Here is a 20,670-nt window from a genome sequence, read left to right on the forward strand (position 1 = left end):
GCGGCCAGTCAGCTCAGCCGGTATTCGGCCCACGGGCCGAATACCGGGTTCCACTGCCGGATCGTCGTGGCCGTGATGACCCCTTCGGCCGCGTAGGGATCCTGCGCCAGGATATCCTCGATGTTGGACCGCTCGTCCGCTTGGAGGATGAGCAGTCCGCCGGGGACTCCTGCGTCCTCCAGCGGACCTGACGAGAGCAGGACTCCGGTCTCGTTCAGATGAGCCTGCCATTTCCGGTGGGCGGGTCGTGCGGCCATGCGCCGCTCGGTGTCGGGTCCGTACTCGTAGGTGACAGCGAAGATGGCCATGACGCTCCTTCGATTGCAGGGGGAATAAACCGGCCGGATACCCGGTTATCCTCCGGGTGCCCGAAAAGACCAGTCTAGATCCAGTGCGAAAGGAACAATACGTGCCACGCCTGCCGGAGATTCCCGAGGAGTTCGCGGATCCCGACACCGTGTTCGAAGCCTTCGCCGACTACTGCGCCGAACTCGGCATCTCGCTGTACCCAGCTCAGGAGGAGGCGGTGCTGGCGATCCTGACCGGTGACAACACCATCGTGGCCACGCCGACGGGATCGGGCAAGAGCATGGTGGCGCTGGCCGCTCTCTTCGCGGGAATCAGCACGGGCAGGCGCTCCTTCTATACCGCCCCCATCAAGGCTCTGGTCAGCGAGAAGTTCTTCGCGCTCACCGATGCGCTCGGCCCCGAGCGCGTCGGCATGGTGACCGGCGACTCCGCCGTCAACCCGGACGCGCCGATCATCTGCGCGACAGCCGAGATCCTGGCCAACCAGGCGCTCCGGGAGGGCGGGCTGCTGGACGTCGGCATGGTGGTGATGGATGAATTCCACTACTTCGCCGACCCGCAGCGCGGGTGGGCGTGGCAGGTGCCGCTGCTGTCGATGCCGCAGGCGCAGTTCGTCCTGATGTCAGCGACTCTGGGCGATGTCTCACGGATCACGGAAGATCTCGAGGAGCTCACCGGCCGCCCGACGACCGAGGTGACCTCCGTGGATCGACCCGTGCCGCTGGAGTTCGCCTACTCCGAGGAGCCGCTGCACGAGCAGCTGGCCGCTCTCGTGCGGAAGGACCGGGCCCCGGTGTACGTGGTCTCGTTCGCGCAGGCTCAGGCGATCGAGCTGGCTTCGTCGATCACCAGCGCGAACCTCACCACGCGCGAAGAACGCGAGGCGATCGCGGCCGCGATCGCCGGATTCCGGTTCGGCAAGGGATTCGGCGCCGTTCTCAAACGCCTGCTCAATCATGGGGTCGGAGTGCACCATGCGGGCATGCTTCCCAAGTACCGGCGCCTCGTCGAGCAGCTGGCAGGGGCGGGCCTGCTCAAGGTGATCTCCGGCACCGACACCCTCGGGGTGGGGATCAACGTGCCGATTCGGACGGTGCTGTTCACCGCGCTGACGAAGTTCGATGGCCGACGCGTGCGCCGCCTGCAGGTGCGCGAGTTCCAGCAGATCGCCGGACGCGCAGGCAGAGCCGGCTACGATTCCGTCGGCTACGTCGTCGTCCAGGCTCCCGAGCACGTGATCGAGAACAAGAAGGCGCTGGCGAAGGCCGGCGACGACCCGAAGAAGCGCCGCAAGGTGTCCAAGAAGCAGCCGCCCACGGGTTTCGTCTCCTGGTCGGAGAAGACCTTCGAGCACCTGACAGGAAGCCGGCCCGAAGAGCTGACGTCACGGATGAGGATCACCCATTCCACGGTCATCAATCTGCTGTCGCGGCCTGGAGCAGGCGTGCACACGGTGCGCGCGTTCATCGACTCCACGCATGAGTCGGAGGCGGCGAAGCTCGACATGTACCTGCGGGCTCTGCACATCGGGCGAGCTCTGCTGACCGCCGGGGTGATCGAACGGATCGAGGAGTCCGACGGTGCTGTGCGCTATCGGCCCAAGACCGACCTCGGCCCCCACTTCGCGCTGAATCAGCCGCTGTCGCCGTTCGTGCTCGCCGCCCTCGAGCTGTTCGATCCCGAATCGGAGTCCTACGCCCGGGACCTGCTCAGCATCGTCGAAGCCGCGACTCCCGTGCAGTTCGCCGTGCTCAAGGGTCAGCTCGACAGGATCAAGCGCGACGAGCTCGGTGCTCTCAAAGCCGAGGGAGTCGAATACGAGGAGCGGATGGCTGTGCTCGACGAGCTCAGCTACCCGCAGCCCAATGCGGAGATCCTCGAGGAGGCATTCGCCGCCTACGCTTCGGGTGCGCCGTGGGTCCGTGAGATCGGGCTCGAACCCAAGTCGGTGGTCGGGGACATGCTCGACCAGGCCATGAACTTCTCGCAGTTCGTCGCCTACTACGGTCTCGCCAGAGTCGAGGGAGGTCTGCTGCGCTACCTCACCGACGTCTACCGCACGCTGGTCCAGACCATTCCGATCGAGGCGATGAACTCGGAGCTCGAGCAGATCGTCGCGTGGTTGGGCGACCTCATCGCTCGCGTCGACTCGAGCCTGATCGAGGAGTGGGAAGCTCTGCGCAATCCGCAGGACGATGATGAGGAGAGCCTGCTGCCGCCCGTCGATACCCGTCTCAGCGCAGACCGCAGGCGGTTCACCGCGCTCATCCGGAACACCATGTTCCATCGTGTGCTGCTGGCGGAGCGGGCCGATTACTCCCGCCTCGGCGAGCTCGACGGCGATTCCGGCTGGGGCGAGCGCGCCTGGGAGAACGCGATCGAGGAATTCTATGAGGAGTACGGCGAACTCGGAATCGATGCCGACGCCCGCAGCAGCGCGTTCATCAGCATCGAGCCGGGCACCGACTATTGGTCGGTGCGGCAGGTGCTCGACGATCCGCGAGGCGACCGCGACTGGGCGATCAGGGCTCGGGTGGACGTCGCGGCCAGTGACGAGTCGGAAGAGGTCGTCGTCGAGATCCTCGGCGTCGGTCCGATGAACGCCCGATGAGCGGTCCTGCACCTGTGCCCGAGGAGAGGACCGGCGGTGAAAGGGGGAGCGGGGTCGACGCGCTCCCTGCACCCGTGTCCGTGGAGAGGAATAGAGTGTTCGACGTGACGTCAGAACAGACAGCAGTCGCCGCCAGGCGCGGGGTGTCCCACCTGGACACCGTCCTGGTCAAGGGCGCGCGAGCGCACAACCTCAAGAACATCGACATCACGATCCCGCGGGATTCGCTTGTGGTGTTCACAGGGCTGTCCGGCTCGGGCAAGTCCTCGCTGGCCTTCGACACGATCTTCGCCGAGGGGCAGCGCCGCTATGTGGAATCGCTGTCCTCCTACGCGCGCATGTTCCTGGGGCAGATGGACAAGCCGGACGTCGATCTCATCGAGGGCCTGTCGCCGGCGGTGTCGATCGACCAGAAGTCGACCTCGCGCAACCCGCGCTCGACAGTCGGAACCATCACCGAGGTCTACGACTTCCTGCGCCTGCTCTGGGCCCGGGTCGGTGTGCCGTACTGCCCCGTCTGCGGTGAGCACATCACCCGGCAGACTCCGCAGCAGATCGTCGACCAGCTGCTGGAGCTCCCCGAACGGTCGAAGTTCATCGTGCTCGCCCCCCTGGTGCGCGGCCGGAAGGGCGAGTTCGCGGATCTGTTCGGAGAGCTGCAGTCCAAGGGCTTCTCCCGCGCGATGGTCGACGGCGAGCAGATCCAGCTGACCGACCCTCCCGCACTTGCCAAGCAGGTCAAGCACCACATCTCGGTCGTGGTCGACCGCCTCGTCGTCAAGGAGGGAATGCGGCAGCGGCTGACGGACTCCGTGGAGACCGGCCTCGCGCTGGCGGACGGTCGTCTCGACATCCAATTCGTCGACGACGGCAGCATCCGGACCTTTTCGGAGCACATGTCCTGTCCCAACGAGCATCCGCTGACCATCGACGAGATCGAACCGCGGACCTTCTCGTTCAACTCGCCGTTCGGCGCCTGCCCCACCTGCGACGGCATCGGATCCAAGCTGCAGGTCGACGAGACCCTCGTGGTGCCCGATGACGACCTCACCCTGGAGGAGGGTGCGATCGCGCCGTGGTCGACGGGCAAGAGCACCGCCACCTACTTCAACCGGCTGCTCAGGGGACTCGGCGATGAGCTCGGCTTCGACCTCGGGACGCCCTGGGGCAAGCTGACCGCCGCTCAGCGCTCGGCGATTCTCAAGGGCAAGGACTACAAGGTCCATGTCAAGTACAAGAACAGGTTCGGCCGCGAACGGACCTACTCCACGGGTTTCGAAGGCGTGTTCCAGTACGTCCTGCGCAAGCACGGGGAGACGGAATCCGACCAGGCCAGGGAGCGGTACGAGTCCTACATGCGACAGGTGCCCTGTGCTGCGTGCAAGGGCACCCGCCTCAAGCCGGAGGCACTGAGCGTGCGCGTGGGGGAGAAGTCGATCGCCGAGGTGTCGGCCCTGCCGCTCGACGAGGCCGCGGACTTCCTGCGCGGACTTCAGCTCAGCAGCCGTGACGCGGCCGTCGCCAATCAGGTGATGAAGGAGATCCGGGCGCGCCTCGGATTCCTTCTCGACGTCGGGCTGGAATACCTCAGCCTCGATCGGACGGCCGGCACGCTGTCCGGCGGCGAAGCGCAGCGCATCAGGCTCGCAACCCAGATCGGGTCCGGCCTGGTCGGCGTGCTCTATGTGCTCGACGAGCCCTCGATCGGGCTGCACCAGCGGGACAACCGACGCCTCATCGAGACGCTGCTCAAGCTGCGCGACCTGGGCAACACCCTGATCGTGGTGGAGCATGACGAGGAGACCATCGAATCGGCCGACTGGATCGTGGACATCGGCCCGGGAGCCGGCGAGCACGGGGGAGAGGTCATCTACTCGGGTCCGCCGGCCGGACTCGCCGAGGCGGACCGCTCCGTCACCGGCGCATATCTCAGCGGTCGGCGCAGCATCGAGATCCCCTCCGTGCGACGACCCCTGGACCCCGATCGGATGCTCACCGTCGAGCGCGCCCGTGAGAACAACCTGCGCGATGTCACGGTGAAGTTCCCGCTCGGCGTCCTCACCGCTGTCACCGGAGTCTCCGGATCCGGCAAGTCGACCCTGGTCAACGACATCCTGTACACGGAGATGGCCAACAAGCTCAACAACGCCAAGCGGGTACCGGGTCGGCACAAGCGGGTGACCGGCCTGGAGCACCTCGACAAGGTCATCCACGTCGACCAGAGCCCCATCGGCCGCACCCCACGGTCCAATCCCGCCACCTACTCCGGCGTCTTCGATCACATCCGACGCCTGTTCTCGGAGACGGAGGTCTCCAAGATCCGCGGATACCTGCCGGGCCGCTTCTCATTCAACGTCAAGGGCGGTCGCTGCGAGAACTGCCATGGTGACGGCACGATCAAGATCGAGATGAATTTCCTGCCCGACGTCTATGTGCCGTGCGAGGTGTGCCAGGGAGCGCGCTACAACCGGGAGACACTGGAGGCGCGCTTCAAGGGCAAGAACATCGCCGAGGTGCTCGACATGCCGATCGAGGAGGCGTCGGACTTCTTCGCCGCAGTGCCGGCGATCGCCCGGCACTTGAATACTCTTGTCGAAGTCGGCCTCGGGTATGTTCGCCTCGGTCAGCCCGCCACCACCCTGTCCGGTGGCGAAGCCCAGCGCGTCAAGCTCGCGGCAGAGCTGCAGAAGCGGTCGAAGGGACGGACGATCTACGTGCTCGACGAGCCGACCACCGGTCTGCACTTCGAGGACATCCGGAAACTGCTGGACGTGCTCCAAGGCCTCGTCGACAAGGGCAACAGCGTGGTGGTGATCGAGCACAACCTCGACGTCATCGCCTCGGCGGACCACATCATCGATATGGGACCGGAAGGCGGCCGCGGCGGCGGGACCGTCGTCGCGGAGGGCACCCCGGAGGAGGTCGCCGACGACCCCGACTCCTATACCGGGCGCTTCCTGGCGTCGCTCCTGAGCAGACGGAAGATTCTCAGTGGATCCCAGTGAGTATCGGCCCGCGGCCGGTGAGATCCCCACCGATCCGGGCGTGTACAAGTTCCGCGACGCCGACCGCCGCGTCATCTACGTCGGCAAGGCGAAGAACCTCCGGGCACGACTGAACTCGTACTTCACCAATCCGGCCGGCCTCCACCCGCGGACGTTCACGATGGTGCACACCGGAGCCTCGGTGGAGTGGACGGTCGTCAACAACGAGGTGGAGGCGCTCCAGCTCGAGTGGACGTGGATCAACGAGTTCAACCCGCGATTCAACGTCATGTTCCGGGACGACAAGTCCTACCCCTATCTCGCGCTGACTCTCAAGGACGAGTTCCCGCGGGCATTCGTCACCCGCGGCAAGCGCAAGCCGGGCGTCAAGTACTTCGGCCCCTTCGCGCAGGTCTGGGCGATCCGGGAGACACTCGACCTGCTCCTCAAGGCCTTCCCGGTCCGCACCTGCTCCACAGGAGTGTTCCGGCGCGCCGAGCAGTCGGGCCGGCCGTGCCTGCTCGGCTACATCGACAAGTGCGCCGCGCCGTGCGTCGGCTGGATCTCCCCGGAGGACCACAAGGCACTCGCGCGCAATGTCGCCGACTTCATGAGCGGCAACACCGGCCGATTCATCTCCGCGCGCAAGGAGGCGATGGCCGCGGCGGCCGGCGAGCTCGACTACGAGCGCGCAGCGAAGCTGCGCGATGAGATCGCGGCCCTGGAGAAGGCCCTGAGCAAGAGCACGGTCGTGCTCTCGGTCAGCGCCGACGTCGACATCTTCGCCATGGTGACGGAGGAGCTCGAGGCTTCGGTCCAGGTGTTCCATGTGCGCGGCGGCAGGATCCGGGGCCAGCGGGGCTGGATCATCGAGCGCATGCAGGAGCTGGACGCGCCGGAGCTCACCGCCGACTACCTGCGCCAGGCCTACAGCGGCGTCGACCCGGAGGCGGTGCCGCGCGAGGTGCTCGTCGACACCCTGCCGGAGGACGTGGAGACCGTCACCGAGTGGCTCTCGGGAATCCGCGGGTCCCGCGTCACCATCAGAATTCCGCAGCGGGGCGAGAAGAAGGCGGCCCTGGAGACCGTGGCCAAGAACGCGCAGCAGGCTCTTGACCTCCACAAGACCCGCCGCGCGTCCGACCTCACCACCCGCAGCGCCGCGCTCAACGAGATCCAGCAGGCGCTGCAGCTGCCCGAGCCGCCGCTGCGGATCGAGTGCATCGACAACTCGCACACGGGCGGCAGGAACGTCGTCGGCTCGCTCGTGGTGTTCGAGGACGGACTGCCCAAGAAGCGCGACTACCGGCACTTCGCGGTCAACGGGGACGCCGCCCGTGACGACACCTCGGCGATGTACGACGTCGTCTCCCGCCGATTCTCCCGCTACCTGGAGAGTCTGGCCGGCGACGAGCCCGACGAGCGGTTCGGCTACCGCCCGTCCCTGCTCGTCGTCGACGGCGCGCTGCCCCAGGTCAGCGCCGCCGTGCAGGCGCTTCAGGACCTCGGCATCACCGACATCTCCGTGGTCGGCCTGGCCAAGCGCCTCGAGGAGGTCTGGGTGCCCTGGGACGAGTTCCCGGTGATCCTCCCGCGCAATTCCGAGGGCCTGTTCATGCTGCAGCGCATCCGCGATGAGGCCCACCGATTCGCGATCACCTACCACCGGAAGAAGCGCGGCGCGAGCATGAGGACCTCGGTCCTCGACGGGATCGAGGGCCTCGGAGCCGCCAAGCGGACTGCGGTGCTCAAGCACTTCGGCTCCGTGAAGCGGATGCGGGAGGCGAGCCCCGAACAGCTGGCCGAGGTCAAGGGGATCGGACCGGCGCTGGCCGCCCGGATCCACGCCGCTCTGGGCGGCAGCGGGGCATCGGATACCGTAGGGGAAGACCTGGAACCAGGGGAAGGACTGCCAGATGACCGAGCTGACCGAGCCGAGCACCGGTAGCACGTCGACCGCTCTCGAAGTCCTGGTGCTCACCGGGATGTCCGGGGCCGGACGATCGACGGCGGCCAACGCGCTGGAGGACATGGACTGGTACGTCGTCGACAACCTGCCGCCGCAGATGATCCCGCCGCTGGTCGAGCTCGTCGCCCGTGCCGACGGCTCGCTGCCCAAGGTCGCCGTCGTCGCGGACGTCCGAGCTCGCTCGATGTTCTCGGAGCTGGAGCAGGTCATCGGCGACTACATGGACCAGGGAATGGGCATCAAGGTGCTCTACCTCGACGCCTCCGACGAAGTCCTCGTCCGGAGGTTCGAATCCGTTCGCCGTCCCCACCCGCTGCAGGGCGACGGCACGCTGATCGATGGCATCGAGGCGGAACGGCGGGCGCTCGGCCCACTGCGCAATCGCGCCGACATCATCATCGACACCTCCGACCTCAATGTGCACCAGCTCAGCGCTGAAGTCCGCGCGGCCTTCGGTCACGAAGGCTCGTCCGCGCTCAAGCTGACGGTCATGAGCTTCGGATTCAAGTACGGCACCCCGAAGGACGCGGATCACCTGGTCGACGTCCGCTTCCTGCCCAACCCGCACTGGATTCCGCACCTGCGCGGGCATACCGGGCTGGAGGCGCCGGTCTCCGACTTCGTGCTCTCCCAGCCGGGGGCGCTGACCTTCGTCGACCGCTACCTCAGCATGCTCGACATCGTGATCGAGGGCTACCGGAGCGAGAACCGCTCCTTCGCCACCGTGGCCATCGGATGCACGGGCGGCAAGCACCGGTCCGTGGCCATCGCGGAGCAGCTGTCCCGGAGGCTTGCCGACAGGACCGAGGCGACGGTGAGCGTCCGCCATCGAGACCTCGGACGTGAGTGAGATGCCGGCGCCGCGGATCGGGATCCGCACCGACGAGCTGCCCCTGTACCTCACCCACGCCACTCCGCACCGAGGCGGTGGACCGCGCATCGTGTCCTTCGGCGGCGGACACGGGCTCTATGCGGCGCTGCGCGCTTTCCGGCTGCTGACCGAGAACCTCACCGCGGTCGTGACCGTCGCTGACGACGGCGGCTCCTCCGGACGGCTGCGGGAGGAGCTCGGGGGACTGCCGCCGGGAGATCTCCGGATGGCGCTGGCCGCGCTGTGCGACGACGGCGAGTGGGGCCGCATCTGGCGCGACGTGATCCAGCATCGGTTCCACTCGAAAGGCCCCCTCGACCAGCACTCGGTCGGCAATCTGCTGATCTCCGCGCTCTGGCAGCTGCTGGGCGACCCGGTCGAGGGACTGGACTGGATGGCCCGCCTGCTGCGCGCCCATGGCAGGGTGCTGCCGATGTCCTCGGTGCCATTGACCATCGAGGCCGACGTCGAGCTGCGTCCGGGAGGCCCCACCACGGTGATCCGCGGACAGTCGCTGCTGGCCAGCACCCCGGGCCGCGTGGGCGAGGTCCGTCTGGCTCCCTCCGGCCCCCCGGCGCGGCAGGAGACCATCGAAGCCGTCGCCGAGGCCGAAGTGCTCAACCTCGGACCCGGCTCCTGGTACACGTCGGTGATGCCGCACCTGCTCGTCCCCGATCTCGCCGCCGCGATCATCGACTCCGACGCGCTGCGCTGCCTGACCCTCAACCTGCCCGGCGCCAAGGCGGAGACCGCCGATCTCAGCCTTGTCGACCACCTGGAGTCCCTGCACGCCCATTCGCCGCGGCTGCGCTTCGACTACGTCCTCGTCGACAGCGAGGCCGCTGCCGCGGAGCCGGATCTGGAGCGGATCGCCGGCAGCCTCTTCGAGGCCCGGCTGTGGACCCGTCCGCTGGTCTCGCGGCGTCCGCGTCAGCACGACAGCCTGAAGCTGGCCTCGTGCTACCGTGACATGTTGCTCGACGCCGGGATCTCGGTCGATGAGCAGTGGTGAGAAGGGACCGGTTGAATGGCACTGACAGCACAGGTGAAGGACGAGCTCGCTCGTCTGCAGATCACGCGCACATCGGCCCGGAAAGCCGAGGTGTCGGCCATCCTGCGCTTCGCCGGTGCGCTCCACATCGTCGCCGGCTCGATCGTCATCGAGGCGGAGCTCGACACGGGCGCGGTGGCCAGGCGCCTGCGCTCGGAGATCAAGGCCCTCTTCGGTCACACGGCTGAGGTCGTCGTGGTCGGCGCCTCAGGACTCCGCAAGGGCAACCGGTACATCGTGCGGGTGAGCGAGGACGGGCCGGCGCTGGCCCGGCAGACGGGCCTGATCGACGGCCGCGGTCGCCCCGTGCGTGGGCTGCCGGCCGCGATCGTCAACGGCTCGCTCGCGGACTCCAAGGCCGCCTGGCGAGGCGCCTTCGCCGCGCACGGTTCTCTCACCGAACCCGGACGGTCGGCGGCGCTCGAGATCACCTGCCCGGGCCCGGAGGCAGCTCTGGCGCTGGTCGGCGCCGCCCGGCGCCTCGGGATCTCAGCCAAGGCTCGGGAGGTGCGCGGTGTCGATCGCGTCGTCATCCGCGACGGCGAAGCCATCGGGGACATGCTGACGAACATGGGTGCCGAAGGCACCCGCCTCGTGTGGGAGGAGCGCAGGCTGCGCCGCGAGGTGCGCGCGACCGCCAATCGGCTCGCGAATTTCGATGATGCGAACCTCCGCCGCTCGGCGCGGGCGGCAGTCGCCGCCGGGGCGCGCGTGGAGCGGGCTCTGGAGATCCTCGGCGATGAGGTGCCGGAGCATCTGCGGTATGCAGGTCTGCTGCGCCTGCAGCACAAGCAGTCCTCCCTCGAAGAACTGGGCCAGCTCGCGGATCCGCCGATGACGAAGGATGCCATCGCCGGCCGGATCCGGCGGCTGCTCGCCACCGCCGACAAGCGTGCCGAAGAGCTGGGCGTGCCGAACACCGAGGCCAGTCTCACCCAGGAGATGATCGAGGACTCCTGAGACGGCAGGGAATCCTGTCAGTATTCATGTGATCTTCACGCGGATTCGGCCCTGCCCTCGTACTGCCTTCGGCGAGCTGACTAGGATGGATCACGGAAGCGCCCCAACCGATTTTCAGGAGGCACTGGCATGACCATTCGCGTGGGAATCAACGGGTTCGGCCGCATCGGCCGTTCGTTCTTCCGGCAGGCCGACGAGGTCGAGACCGACGTCCGGATCGTGGCGATCAACGATCTGACCGACAACGAGCATCTGGCTCATCTGCTCAAATACGACTCCGTGTGGCGGAAGTTCGACGGCGACATCCAGTGCGATGACGAATCGCTCACCGTGCGCGGTCAGCGCATCCGGGCGACAGCCGTCGCGGACCCGAAGGACCTCGACTGGGCCGACCTCGACGTCGACATCGTGGTCGAGGCGACCGGCAAGTTCCGTTCCCGCGAAGACGCTGCCGCCCACCTCGAAGCCGGCGCGAAGAAGGTCGTGCTCTCGGCGCCGGGCAAGGGCATCGACGGGTCGTTCGTGATGGGCGTCAACGACCACGAGTACGACCCGGCGCAGCAGCACATCATCTCGAATGCCTCCTGCACCACCAACTGCCTCGCCCCGCTGGCAAAAGTGCTCGACGAGGCGTTCGGCATCGAGTCCGGTCTGATGACGACGATCCACGCCTACACCGGCGACCAGAACCTCGTCGACGGTCCTCACAAGGACCTCCGCCGGGCACGTGCGGCGGCCATCAACCTGGTTCCGACCACCACGGGCGCGGCAAAGGCCGTTGCGCAGGTGCTGCCGCAGCTTGAGGGCCGCCTCGACGGCTATGCGGTCCGCGCACCCGTTCCCACCGGCTCGCTGGTCGATCTGACGTTCACCCCCAAGCGCTCGGTCACCGCGGACGAGGTCAACGCTGCGGTCCGGGAGGCCGCTGAGGGCGATCTCAAGGGCATCATCGGCTACACCGAGGATCCGATCGTGTCCTCGGATATCGTCATGAGCGAATACTCCGCGATCTTCGACTCGCTGCTGACCAAGGTGATCGGCAACCAGGTCAAGGTCGTGGCCTGGTATGACAATGAGTGGGGATACTCGCAGCGGCTGTTCGACATGGTCGAGTTCGTCGGCCGGAAGCTGTGACACCCGGTCGACGGTCCGACTGCGCGTGGTCGGGCCGCGGGCAGATTCCCACTCACCGACGCGCGACTCGATGAAAGGCGCCAGATGAAGACACTCGACACCCCTTCCCGGTTCGCCGGCCGCCGTGTGCTGGTCCGCAGCGATCTGAACGTCCCGATGGACGGCACCACGATCAGCGACACCGGTCGCATCGTCGCCTCGGCGCCCACCCTCCGGGCATTGGCGGAGGCAGGGGCGAAGGTCATCGTGATGGCCCACCTCGGACGTCCGAAGGGCAAGCGGGACGAGAGCCTCTCACTGGCGCCGGTCGTGCCCGCCCTCGCCGAGGCCGTCGGCCGCGACGTCGCGTTCGCGGCGGACACGGTGGGTGAGGATGCGCAGGCCAAGGTCGCCCAGTTGGAGGACGGCCAGATCCTGCTGCTCGAGAACCTGCGCTTCAACCCGGGGGAGACGTCCAAGGACGATGACGAGCGGCGCGCCTTCGCCGAACAGCTCGCGGCCCTCGCGGACGCGTTCGTCTCCGATGGGTTCGGCGTGGTCCATCGCAAGCAGGCGAGCGTCTACGACATTGCCACCATGCTGCCGTCCTACGGCGGGCGCCTGGTGACATCCGAAGTCGAGGTGTGCGACCGGCTGCTCCACGACCCGGCCCGGCCGTACGTGGTCGTGCTCGGCGGTTCGAAGGTCTCCGACAAGCTCGGCGTCATCGCCTCGCTGCTGGAGCGCGCCGACACCCTCGTGATCGGCGGTGGCATGGTCTTCACCTTCCTGGCGGCGCAGGGCCACGGGGTGGGCGCCAGCCTGCTGGAAGAGGATCAGATCGACACCGTGAAGAAGTATCTCAGCGACGCGGACGAGCGGGGAGTGGAGATCGTGCTTCCCACCGACATCGTGATGGCGGAGTCCTTCGCCGCCGACGCCGAGCACTGGGTCAGGCCGGTGGCCGAGCTGGAGACGACTCCGGCCGGTGATCGTGCCCTCGGCCTCGACATCGGTCCGGACAGCGCGCAGGAGTATGCCCGGCGGATCGCAGCCGCACGCACCGTGTTCTGGAACGGCCCGATGGGTGTCTTCGAATTCCCGGCGTTCGCCGCCGGCACGAAGGCGGTGGCGCAGGCTCTCACGGACGAGCACGGGGGAGTGGCCGACGGTCGTCTCACCGTCGTCGGCGGGGGCGACTCCGCCTCGGCCGTGCGCAACCTCGGCTTCGCCGACGAGCAGTTCGGTCACATCTCGACCGGTGGTGGCGCCAGCCTCGAGTACCTGGAGGGAAAGACCCTGCCCGGGTTGGCAGTCCTCGATTCCTGATCCGCTTTCCGCCCGGCCTGGTGCCGGGCGGATCCCTATTCACAAGGAGCTGTTGTGGCCCCCACTCGAACCCTGCTGCTGGCAGGCAACTGGAAGATGAACCTCGACCATCTGGAGGCGATCTCCGCGGTGCAGAAGCTCGCGTGGGCGCTGCGGGACGCGAAGGTCGACGCGGAGGCCTGCGAAGTCGTGGTGCTGCCGCCGTTCACCGATATCCGCTCGGTGCAGACGCTGGTCCAGGGCGACAAGCTCGCCATCGGCTACGGCGCGCAGGACCTGTCCGCCCACGACGATGGCGCGTACACGGGAGAGGTCTCAGGACGCTTCCTGGCCAAGCTCGGGTGCTCCTACGCAGTCGTCGGCCACAGCGAGCGGCGCGAGCACCACGGGGAGACGGACGAGCTCGTCCGAGCCAAGGTGGCCGCGGCTCTGCGGCATGAGCTGACGCCGCTGCTGTGTGTCGGCGAATCGCTAGAAGCGCGGGAGGCGGGGAGCCACGTTGACACCGTGCTCGGACAGCTCGCGGCCGCGCTCGAGGGGTTCAGCGCCGAAGAGCTGACGAGCCTGGTGATCGCCTACGAGCCCGTCTGGGCGATCGGGACCGGCAGGACTGCGACTGCGGATGACGCAGCCGAGATGTGCTCGGCGATCCGGGGGAAGCTCAAGGAGCTGGTGGGTGCACCGGTCGCCGAGTCGACCCGGGTGCTGTACGGCGGCAGCGTGAAGGTCGACAACGTCGCCGAGATCGTGGCCCGCCCCGATGTCGACGGCGCCCTCGTGGGCGGCGCAAGCCTCGACCCGGAGGGCTTCGCGGCTTTGTGCCGTGAAGCGGCCGCCCAGTAGACTCGCCCGTGACCCGATTCGTGATCTGTTAGGCTGAACTTCGTGCAAATTCTGACCTGGACCCTGCTGGGCGTCCTCATCCTGACCAGTGTCTTCCTGACCCTCCTGATCCTGCTCCACAAGGGCAAGGGCGGCGGCATGTCGGATATGTTCGGCGGCGGCATGAGCTCGAACCTGGGATCCTCCGGTGTCGCGGAGCGGAACCTCAACCGCTTCACCGCGCTCGTCGCGATCATCTGGGTGGCCGCCATCATTCTGCTCGGACTGATCGTGCGCTTCCAGTAGCCGGTCACCGGCCATCAGCCGCTGACGACGCCGAGGCCCGGTTCCCACAGGGGAACCGGGCCTTTGCCGATCGAGGAACCGGGGATTCGTCTGATCGGAACCGTCTACTGCCCCAGTCGGGCCTGGAAGTGTCCGATCGGCCGTGGCGAGGTCCGGTTGGCCCCGGAGTTGTCCGATCAGCCATGGCAAGGTCCGGCCAGGCCAGGGCTGATCGGACGCCGCTGATCTCAGTCGACTCGGAAGCCGAAGGCCTCCAGGAGCTGTGAGATGCCTCGGGCACGATCATGCAGATGAACGCGCAGCACCGGGCGGTTCCGTTCCAGCAGCACCTGCGCGTCGCCGGCTGCCTGGGCGCGCTGCAGCTGACCGAAGGAGAACCCGAGTCCCGGAATCAGCAGATCCGTCCGGTTGTCGCCGGTGATCTGGAGGAACACTCCGTTGGGATGGCCGCCCTTGTGGTACTGGCCGGTCGAGTGCAGGTATCGCGGCCCGAATCCGAAAGTGGTCTGCAGTCCCGTGCGAAGAGCTCCCGCCTGGCGGAGCAGCGCTGCGCGAGTGTCGGCATTGCGGTCGAGGTAGGCCTGGATCGCCAGATAGCCGTACTCGTCAGCGGCATCGGCCAAGGCTCGCAGCGCCGCCTCGAGGGAACGCGCCCCTGCCAGCAGCGACTCCTGGCCGTACACCTCGACGCCATCCTCCACGAACGCCGGCTCCTCCGCGGCAGCGGTGAGGTCTCCGGAGAGCAGCCTGCGGGTGTTGGCCTTGGCGGCCTCGACGTCCGGCTGGTCGAAGGGGTTGATGCCGATGCTGTAGCCGGTGATCGCAGTCGCGTACTCCCACAGCAGGAACTGGGCGCCCAGGGGCAGGTCGACGGCGCACGCGAATCCGGAGGCCGGCTGGTGGTCACCCTCGGCGCGGCCGAGGAAGAGCAGCATGGCGTCGGCGCGCGCGTCCCCGAATCCGGGTGCTGCGACGCCTTCGACCACGACGGGCAGGATTCCCTCCCCGTCCTTGCCGGTGGATTCGGCGATGAGCTGCTCCAGCCACGCGCCGAGGCCGACGACCGCTGTCGTGGTCTCGGCGATCACGAGCTTCTCGGTGTCGCGGGCGTGGGCGACGCCGAGGAACGCTCCGAGCTGGAGCGCGGGGTTGGTGGGGGAGTCCGCTGTCAGCTGGGGCGAGAACTCCCGCGCCTCCGCGAGCAGCCGGGCGATGTCGGCGCCGGCGAGCCCCGAGGGCACCAGTCCGAAGGCGCTGAGTGCGCTGTACCGTCCGCCGACCGCCGGGTTGGCGAGGAACACCCGCCGGTACCCCTCGTCCTCGGCCAGACGCTGCAGCGGGGAGCCCGGGTCGGTGACGACGATGATGCGGGATGCGGGATCGATGCCTGCCGCCTCGAACGCCGCGGCGAACGCGCGTCGGTGGGAATCAGTCTCCACCGTGGAACCCGACTTGGACGCGACCACGAGCACCGTCCGGGACAGGTCGGTGCCGATCGCCTCGGCGACCTGCCCGGCGTCGGAGGTGTCGAGGACTTCGAGTTCGACGCCGGCGGTGGCGCAGATGACCTCGGGCGCCAGGGACGAACCGCCCATGCCCGCCAGCGTCACGATGTCGACGCCCTCGGCGAGCAGCTCCTGACGCAGGCTCAGGATGTCGTCGACGAGCGCCTCGGATTCGACGGGCAGGTCGACCCACCCGAGCCGCTGTGCAGCCTCGGACGCTGCGGCCTCGCCCCAGAGCATGCTGTCACCGGCGGTGATCCTCGACGCGACCCGTGCCGCGACGAGGTCCTGGACCTCGTCATCGAACTCGGCGGGGGAGGGGTATCCGAAGTCGATCGGGCTCATGCTCCAGCACCTTTCAGCTGCGTTCCGACAGTCGCCACCAGCTCGGCCCAGCTCGCGTCGAATTTCTGCAGGCCCTCTGCCTCGAGCCGCTCCATCACCTCGGCGTAGTCCAGGCCGAGCACCGCCAGCGAATCGAAGACCTCGTCCGCTGCGTCGTAGCGGCCGGCGATCGTGTCGCCGGCGACCTCGCCGTGGTCGGCGAATGCCTGCAACGTCGCCTCGGGCATCGTGTTGACGCATCCCTCGGCGACCAGCTCGCTGACGTACAGCGTGTCCGGGTATTCCGGGTTCTTCGTTCCGGTCGAGGCCCACAGCGGCCGCTGCCGGTTCGCGCCGGCGGCCTCGAGCACCTCGAACCGCTCGCTCGAGAACAGCTGCTCGGCGATCTGGTAGGCCAGCCGGCAGTTGGCCAGGCCCGCAGTGCCGCGCAGTCGGAGCGCCTCCGGGGTGCCGATCTCGTCGAGTCTACGATCGACCTCGGAGTCCACGCGGGAGACGAAGATCGAGGCGACGGAGTGGATCCCGGACAGGTCGATCCCCGCCTCACGGGCCCGCTCTAGGCCGCTGAGGTAGGCCTCGACGACCTTGCGATAGCGGCCGAGGGCGAAGATCAGGGTCACGTTGACGCTGATTCCGGCTGCGACGACCTGGGTGATCGCCGGCAGGCCCTCCAGCGTGGCCGGGATCTTGATCATGATGTTGGGACGGTCGATCATCGCCCACAGCTGCTTGGCATAGGCCACGGTCGCCTCGGTGTCGCGCGCGACATTCGGCGGCACCTCGATCGACACGCGGCCGTCGTAGCCGCGGGTCGCCTCGTACACCGGGGCCAGCACGTCCGCCGCCTGGGCGACGTCACGGGTGGTCAGCGCATCGATCGCCGCGTCCACGGAGGCGCCGGCACGCGCGAGCTCAGCCACCTGGTCGGCGTACGCGTCGCTGTCGGACAGCGCCTTGGCGAAGATCGTCGGATTGGTGGTCACGCCCACCACCCCCAGGTCTGCCGCGAGGGAGGCGAGATTCCCCGAGGAGATCCGGGACCTGGATAGGTCATCGAGCCAGACGGAGACCCCGGCCTTCGACAGCTGGGCGAGTCGCTCGTTCATCACTGTCCTTTCGCTGCGGCGAGTGACTCACCGGCGGCCGTCACGACGGCGTCTGCGGTGATTCCGAACTCTGAGTAGAGGCGCTTGTAATCCGCCGAGGCACCGAAGTGCTCGAGGGACACCGCGCGCCCGTGGGTGCCGAGGTAGCGGTGCCAGCTCATCGCCGAGCCCGCCTCGATGCTCACCCGCGCCGCCACGGAGGCCGGCAGCACGGATTCCCGGTACTCGGCAGGCTGCTGCTCGAACCACTCGTGGCTGGGCATCGAGACGACCCGCGCCGCGGTTCCCTGCTTGGTCAGCGTCTCCGCCGCCGCCAGCGCGATCGCGACTTCCGAGCCGCTGGCCATGACGATCACCTCGGGGGCCCCCGCGGGCTCCTTGAGGACGTAGCCGCCGCGCGCCGCCTCCGAGGCGGGAGCGAGTTCGGTCCGATCCAGGACCGGAACCGCCTGCCGGGTCAGCACCAGGCCGGTCGGGCCGTCGGTCCGGTCGAGGACCTTCCGCCAGACGACTGCGGTCTCATTGGCGTCCGCCGGCCGGACCACATCCAGGCCGGGGATGGCCCGCAGCGAGCTCAGGTGCTCGACCGGCTGGTGCGTGGGTCCGTCCTCGCCGAGGCCGATCGAGTCGTGGGTCCAGACGAACACGCTCGGCACCTGCTGGAGGGCGGCCAGCCGGACGGCTGCCCGCTGGTAGTCGCTGAAGACCAGGAAGGTCCCGTTGTAGGGGCGGGTCGGGCCGTGCAGCGCGATGCCGTTGCAGATCAGTCCGGCGGCGAACTCGCGCACGCCGAAGTGGATGTTGCGCCCGTAGGGATCGCCGGAGAACATCGCGGAGCTGCGTTCGGTCGGCAGGAAGGACGGCTCACCCTTGATCAGCGTGTTGTTGGATCCGGCGAGATCGGCGGATCCGCCCCAGAGCTCGGGCAGCAGCGGTGCCACTGCGTTGAGCACCTGCCCCGATGCGGCGCGGGTGGCGATCCCCTTCGCGGAGGGTTCGAAGGTGGGGATCGCCTCGTCGAGGCCTGCGGGCAGCTCGCGGGCACGCAGGCGGTCGAGCAGCGCCGCCCGTTCGGGATCGGCCTCGCGCCACGCGCGGTATGCGGTGTCCCACTCCGCGCGGGCTCGGGAGCCGCGATCCCGGATCCGGCGGGCGTGAGCGAGGACCGCGTCATCGACGAAGAAGGTCTCGGCCGGGTCGAAGCCGAGGATCTCCTTGGTCTGGGCGATCTCCTCGTCGCCGAGGGCGGCGCCGTGGGAGGCGCCCGTGCCCTGCGCGGTCGGTGCGGGCCAGGCGATGATCGTCGACAGCCGGATGAAGGAGGGCCGGGAGTCGGCCTTGGCGGCGTCGATCGCGGCGGCGAACGCGGCGATGTCCTCGGAGTACCCGGCTCCGCCGTTGGTGAAGTCGACGTGCTGGACGTGCCAGCCGTAGGCCTCGTACCGGGCCGCGGTGTCCTCGCTGAAGGCGATCGAGGTGTCATCCTCGATCGAGATCCGGTTGTCGTCCCAGATCACGATCAGGCTGCCCAGCTGCTGAGTCCCCGCCAGGGACGAGGCCTCCGAGGACACGCCCTCCTGCAGATCGCCGTCGGAGGCGAGGACGAAGACGTGATGGTCGAAGATGGATTCGCCCGGCGCGGCGTCGGGGTCGAGGAGTCCGCGCTCGCGCCGGGCGGCCATCGCCATGCCGACAGCCGAGGCGAGACCCGATCCCAGCGGACCGGTGGTGATCTCGACACCGGGAGTGTGGCCGACCTCGGGGTGGCCCGGCGTCAGCGATCCCCAGGTGCGCAGCGACTTGAGGTCCTCGAGCTCCAGGCCGTAGCCGGAGAGGTAGAGCTGCACATACTGCGTGAGGCTGGAGTGGCCGCACGAGAGGACGAAGCGGTCGCGGCCGAGCCATGTCGGGTCGGCGGGATCGTGGGCCATCGCATGCTGATACAGGTAGTACGCGACCGGCGCCAGGCTCATCGCGGTGCCGGGGTGTCCGTTGCCGGCCTTCTGCACGGCGTCCGCTGCCAGCAGACGCGCGGTATCCACAGCCTTGGAGTCCAATTCGGACCAGGTCGCATGGCTCATGAGACGATATACATCCTTCTGCTCGTTGCGTTTCGGGTACGACTCTACCGGCTGTCGGCGATCGGGCGGTACCGACGAGTGCGGAAGTGGAAATACCGTCTACGGGTAGTAGAATGATGGGAAACACCATGAAGTTGCCCGAAGATCTGCCGTGCCCGACGCACCTGTGAAGCAGATGAGGGAACGCGCGTCCAGAGGAAGTGAACTCACTCACGTGACTGCTGAACAGCACAACGCGGCCTCCCAGGTGGAGAAGCCGCTGCGGCGGGCCATCGACGAATCCAAGCTCGCCGCCCGGCGTGCAGGCAAGCCCCGCAGCAAGTTCATGGCCTATGTGGCGCTGACGAAGCCGCGGGTCATCGAGCTCCTCCTCGTCACCACCGCGCCGGTGATGTTCCTGGCGGCGCAGGGGATGCCGAGCCTCTGGCTGGTGCTCGCCACACTCGTGGGCGGCTCTGCCGCTGCCGCCTCGGCGTCGGTGTTCAACTGCTTCTTCGATCGCGACATCGATGCGAAGATGCACCGGACCGAGAATCGTCCCCTGGTCACGGGTGAGATCACGCCGCGTGAGGCGCTGGTCTTCGCGTTCGTCCTGGGCATCGGCTCGGTGTTCTGGATGGGCGGCTTCACGAACTGGGTGGCGGCGGGCCTGACGGCTGCGGCGATCCTGCTCTACGTGGTCTTCTACACCCTGATCCTCAAGCGCCACACCACGCAGAACATCGTGTGGGGCGGGGCTGCCGGATGCATGCCGGTGCTCATCGGCTGGTCGGCCGTGACCGGCGGGCTCGCCTGGGAGCCGCTGATCCTCTTCCTCGTCGTGTTCTTCTGGACGCCGCCGCACTACTGGCCGCTGGCCATCAAGTACAAGGCGGACTACGACGCCGCCGGTGTGCCGATGCTGCCCTCGAAGGTGCCGCCGACCACCGTCGGCCGCCAGATCCTGGTCTACGGCTGGCTGATGGTCGCAGCGAGCCTGGCTCTCATCCCGGTCGCCCCGATGGGCCCGATCTACATCATCACGGCGCTGGTCGCCGGTGCCTGGTTCATGTACCAGTGCTATGCCCTCGTCAGCCGCGCCAAGCAGGGCTTCAGCGGCACGCAGCTGCGAGCCATGAGGGTGTTCCACGGATCGATCACCTACCTGTCGGTGGTGTTCCTGGCGATCGCGATCGATCCGTTCTTCAACCCATTCTTCGGCTGACGGTCGGCTGCCCCGCTCGACCGGGTGCGATGCGCAGGGCTCCACCGGTTCGCCGGTGGGGCCCTGCGCATCCGCTGTGAAGTTGTCCGACCCGCACCGAGTGG

At 67.9% G+C, this 20,670-nt stretch carries 15 protein-coding genes; 11 read left to right on the forward strand and 4 right to left on the reverse strand.

All coding sequences use genetic code 11. From position 1 onward, the window contains the following. Positions 1-8 precede the first annotated feature (8 nt). Entirely contained in the window at positions 9-308 is a 300-nt protein-coding gene (locus LXN01_RS04085) for a YciI family protein (protein WP_236863298.1), read from the reverse strand. A gap of 101 nt (positions 309-409) precedes the next feature. Here LXN01_RS04085 and LXN01_RS04090 point away from each other — a divergent pair, with 101 nt between their 5' ends. From LXN01_RS04090 to secG, 10 genes are all read left to right on the forward strand, one after another. Beyond that, the gene (locus LXN01_RS04090) at positions 410-2,920 is read left to right on the forward strand and encodes a DEAD/DEAH box helicase (RefSeq protein WP_236863299.1); all 2,511 of its coding nucleotides are present in this window, start codon (positions 410-412) and stop codon (positions 2,918-2,920) included. Positions 2,921-3,063: 143 nt separating this feature from the next. Then, positions 3,064-5,925, forward strand: coding sequence for an excinuclease ABC subunit UvrA (gene uvrA, locus LXN01_RS04095; RefSeq protein ID WP_425547688.1), 2,862 nt, complete (start codon positions 3,064-3,066; stop codon positions 5,923-5,925). After that, positions 5,912-7,852, forward strand: a complete 1,941-nt coding sequence (gene uvrC / locus LXN01_RS04100; protein ID WP_236863301.1) for an excinuclease ABC subunit UvrC — start codon at positions 5,912-5,914, stop codon at positions 7,850-7,852. Before uvrA ends, uvrC begins: the two co-directional genes overlap by 14 nt. Beyond that, positions 7,821-8,723, forward strand: coding sequence for an RNase adapter RapZ (rapZ, locus tag LXN01_RS04105; protein WP_236863302.1), 903 nt, complete (start codon positions 7,821-7,823; stop codon positions 8,721-8,723). The genes uvrC and rapZ overlap by 32 nt, the downstream gene beginning before the upstream one ends. A gap of 1 nt (position 8,724) precedes the next feature. Then, the gene (locus LXN01_RS04110; RefSeq protein WP_236863445.1) at positions 8,725-9,756 is read left to right on the forward strand and encodes a gluconeogenesis factor YvcK family protein; all 1,032 of its coding nucleotides are present in this window, start codon (positions 8,725-8,727) and stop codon (positions 9,754-9,756) included. 15 nt (positions 9,757-9,771) lie between these two features. After that, positions 9,772-10,755 (forward strand): DNA-binding protein WhiA, encoded by a 984-nt coding sequence (gene whiA / locus LXN01_RS04115; protein ID WP_236863303.1) that lies wholly within the window; start codon positions 9,772-9,774, stop codon positions 10,753-10,755. A gap of 129 nt (positions 10,756-10,884) precedes the next feature. Beyond that, positions 10,885-11,889, forward strand: a complete 1,005-nt coding sequence (gene gap / locus LXN01_RS04120; RefSeq protein ID WP_236863304.1) for a type I glyceraldehyde-3-phosphate dehydrogenase — start codon at positions 10,885-10,887, stop codon at positions 11,887-11,889. Positions 11,890-11,973: 84 nt separating this feature from the next. Then, on the forward strand, positions 11,974-13,197 hold the full coding sequence (locus LXN01_RS04125; protein WP_236863305.1) for a phosphoglycerate kinase: 1,224 nt from the start codon (positions 11,974-11,976) through the stop codon (positions 13,195-13,197). Between the two features lie 54 nt (positions 13,198-13,251). Further along, entirely contained in the window at positions 13,252-14,040 is a 789-nt protein-coding gene (gene tpiA / locus LXN01_RS04130) for a triose-phosphate isomerase (RefSeq protein ID WP_336885225.1), read from the forward strand. A gap of 42 nt (positions 14,041-14,082) precedes the next feature. Next, entirely contained in the window at positions 14,083-14,325 is a 243-nt protein-coding gene (gene secG, locus LXN01_RS04135) for a preprotein translocase subunit SecG (protein WP_236863306.1), read from the forward strand. A gap of 227 nt (positions 14,326-14,552) precedes the next feature. On the opposite strand, the gene LXN01_RS04140 is transcribed toward secG, so the two are convergent. The 3 genes from LXN01_RS04140 to tkt are packed head-to-tail and all read right to left on the reverse strand — an operon-like array spanning position 14,553 to position 19,362. Further along, a complete protein-coding gene (locus tag LXN01_RS04140) occupies positions 14,553-16,175 on the reverse strand; it encodes a phosphoglucose isomerase-related protein (protein WP_236863307.1) in 1,623 nt (540 codons plus the stop codon). Next, positions 16,172-17,281: a transaldolase gene (gene tal / locus LXN01_RS04145; RefSeq protein ID WP_236863308.1), complete on the reverse strand. Its 1,110-nt coding sequence runs from the start codon at positions 17,279-17,281 to the stop codon at positions 16,172-16,174. The genes LXN01_RS04140 and tal overlap by 4 nt, the downstream gene beginning before the upstream one ends. After that, positions 17,281-19,362 carry a transketolase gene (gene tkt, locus LXN01_RS04150; protein ID WP_236863309.1) on the reverse strand — a complete coding sequence of 694 codons (2,082 nt, stop codon included), beginning with the start codon at positions 19,360-19,362 and terminating at the stop codon, positions 17,281-17,283. The genes tal and tkt overlap by 1 nt, the downstream gene beginning before the upstream one ends. Before the next feature lie 214 nt (positions 19,363-19,576). Between tkt and LXN01_RS04155 the strand changes: the two genes are divergently transcribed. Next, on the forward strand, positions 19,577-20,566 hold the full coding sequence (locus LXN01_RS04155; RefSeq protein WP_236863310.1) for a heme o synthase: 990 nt from the start codon (positions 19,577-19,579) through the stop codon (positions 20,564-20,566). Positions 20,567-20,670 lie beyond the last annotated feature (104 nt).

Origin of the sequence: Brevibacterium daeguense, assembly GCF_021729135.1 — a bacterium.
Classification (GTDB): domain Bacteria; phylum Actinomycetota; class Actinomycetes; order Actinomycetales; family Brevibacteriaceae; genus Brevibacterium; species Brevibacterium daeguense.

Bases quoted from the DNA above. Each gene is read 5' to 3' on its own strand.
- LXN01_RS04140 (WP_236863307.1), bottom strand. From the start codon at position 16,175: ATGAGCCCGATCGACTTCGGATACCCCTCCCCCGCCGAGTTCGATGAC.
- LXN01_RS04125 (WP_236863305.1), top strand. From the start codon at position 11,974: ATGAAGACACTCGACACCCCTTCCCGGTTCGCCGGCCGCCGTGTGCTG.
- LXN01_RS04085 (WP_236863298.1), bottom strand. From the start codon at position 308: ATGGCCATCTTCGCTGTCACCTACGAGTACGGACCCGACACCGAGCGG.
- tal (WP_236863308.1), bottom strand. From the start codon at position 17,281: ATGAACGAGCGACTCGCCCAGCTGTCGAAGGCCGGGGTCTCCGTCTGG.
- rapZ (WP_236863302.1), top strand. From the start codon at position 7,821: ATGACCGAGCTGACCGAGCCGAGCACCGGTAGCACGTCGACCGCTCTC.
- tkt (WP_236863309.1), bottom strand. From the start codon at position 19,362: ATGAGCCATGCGACCTGGTCCGAATTGGACTCCAAGGCTGTGGATACC.
- LXN01_RS04110 (WP_236863445.1), top strand. From the start codon at position 8,725: ATGCCGGCGCCGCGGATCGGGATCCGCACCGACGAGCTGCCCCTGTAC.
- gap (WP_236863304.1), top strand. From the start codon at position 10,885: ATGACCATTCGCGTGGGAATCAACGGGTTCGGCCGCATCGGCCGTTCG.
- whiA (WP_236863303.1), top strand. From the start codon at position 9,772: ATGGCACTGACAGCACAGGTGAAGGACGAGCTCGCTCGTCTGCAGATC.